The sequence below is a fragment of the Anaplasma marginale str. Florida genome (genome assembly GCF_000215485.1).
GTDB classification, from domain to species: domain Bacteria; phylum Pseudomonadota; class Alphaproteobacteria; order Rickettsiales; family Anaplasmataceae; genus Anaplasma; species Anaplasma marginale.
Window position 1 is genome coordinate 1 of the sequence record NZ_AFMS01000045.1, and the last position, 1,688, is coordinate 1,688.

The following is a 1,688-nucleotide window of genomic DNA, read 5'->3' on the forward strand; positions in this document are numbered from 1 at the left end:
TGTTCCTTGTCCGTCCACATATACTGTGTAACGTGTGCCTTGCAACTCTATGTGGTCGATGGGGCCGATCGCGTCTGACTCAGACAGAGCAACTGTCTGCCCCCCTATGTAACACCTGGGAGCACCTGTTGAGCACTCAGCAGTTTGACTCCTTGAACTGTAGGGAATATCCGCATAATGCGCTTTGTACAACATCGTGTACCGCTGGCCTTCCCTGTGTATGTACCTACCAACGTATGTCAGGCCAAGTTTACTCGCTCTTGAGCCCCATACAATAAGTTGCTCAGGTGTACCTGTGGGATTAGCCCCAGCACGGCTGAACAGATGTCTGCTGGAGGCACTGGTCCTACTACGAGGCCTAATCAGGCTAAAATCCTCGCCGGAAAGTCTCCACATGACGTACGCTTGATCCGAGGGATTTGCCCGTCTATCTTTTGCTCTACTAACAATAACGATATCACCTTTGTCATCTCTCGCAACGCTCAGAGGCTGGGAATATAAGCCAGCACGCTTTCCGTCGGTGTTAAGCTTTATGCTCTTCTCTTCCTCAATACTCACTGCGCCTGCACCGCTGATTGAGTACACCTTGACTTCCACTTCTCCAACGTATGCGGCTGCGCCCCCATTAGAAGCCCCGCGCTCAAGTGTCGCGAACACTACCTTATGCGCCCCGTCCTTATCAAAGGCCACAAATGTCGGCGGGTAGTTGGAGGAATCTTGCGAGGAGATGGGGTGGTCATTCACTTTAATGGTATCAACGCCATCATTGGCGAGAACTCTAAAGTGTAGATCGCACCCTCCGCTGGCAGATTTTACATAATACGCAGCAAAAGCGCGGGTGCCATTGCCCCAGAAGCGCACATTTTTGCTACCTAGAAAATGCAAGTGGTCTACACTTGGGACGTGTTCGGCATTAATATCGCGTTCCAAAACTACTGGCTTATGCCGCCCTACATGGCCGTGCAAGCCCAGGTTCCGCTGTCTATCCTGCTGCAGCTCATGGGTGGCTCTACGCAAATCGCTGCCAACGGCTTGCCACGCTTCTGGTAATTTTGCAGGGGCCTTTTTTCTACGCTCGGCGTCTATCTTTCGTTCATTGCCCTCCTTCTGATCACCTTGGCCATCAGTGGGCGCATTGGTATCTTTCTGGCGTGGCGCACTCTTCACAACATCAGTTTCGTGTACTGCATTGCCATTTCTACTGAGGGGTGCAACCATTCCATCCAACTTCGGTTTCCACATCTTAAATAATCCTTAATATTTTAACAAGAGCATTAAAATATTAACTTTTCTATCAGAAATCAATCTCTTTTGACGGCAACCCCCACCCATGGCCCTAATTTGCTGGGCAACGCGCCTTGTGCGTACATAAAATTCCGTTGCTAGCACCGGTCGTTTTGCATATCATTCCGCCATCTCATGTGTGTTTGCAGATTTTTTATGGAAAGCTGTGACTTAATAGTCGTCGGCAGCGGCCCTGGCGGGTACATTGCTGCTATACGTGCCGCCCAACTCGGTTATAGAGTCACCGTGGTTGAGAAGGAAGAAAGCCTGGGTGGGGTGTGCTTAAACTGGGGGTGCATTCCCACTAAGTCACTACTAAAATCTGCCGAGATATACAGCAAGTTGCGCAAGGCAGACAGTTTCGGCGTGGAAGTCAGCGGCAACATTAGCGTGAATATTGCTAA

1 protein-coding gene and 1 pseudogene are annotated in these 1,688 nt (G+C 50.2%); one reads left to right on the top strand and one right to left on the bottom strand.

Annotation, left to right across the window (positions count from 1 at the left end; translation table 11 throughout):
- Positions 1-1,218 (bottom strand): annotated as a pseudogene (locus GAC_RS01265) (hypothetical protein); the annotation flags it as partial.
- Between the two features lie 222 nt (positions 1,219-1,440).
- Between GAC_RS01265 and GAC_RS01270 the strand changes: the two are divergent.
- Positions 1,441-1,688: FAD-dependent oxidoreductase (locus GAC_RS01270; RefSeq protein WP_037349060.1), on the top strand; the 248-nt coding region annotated here is incomplete at its 3' end.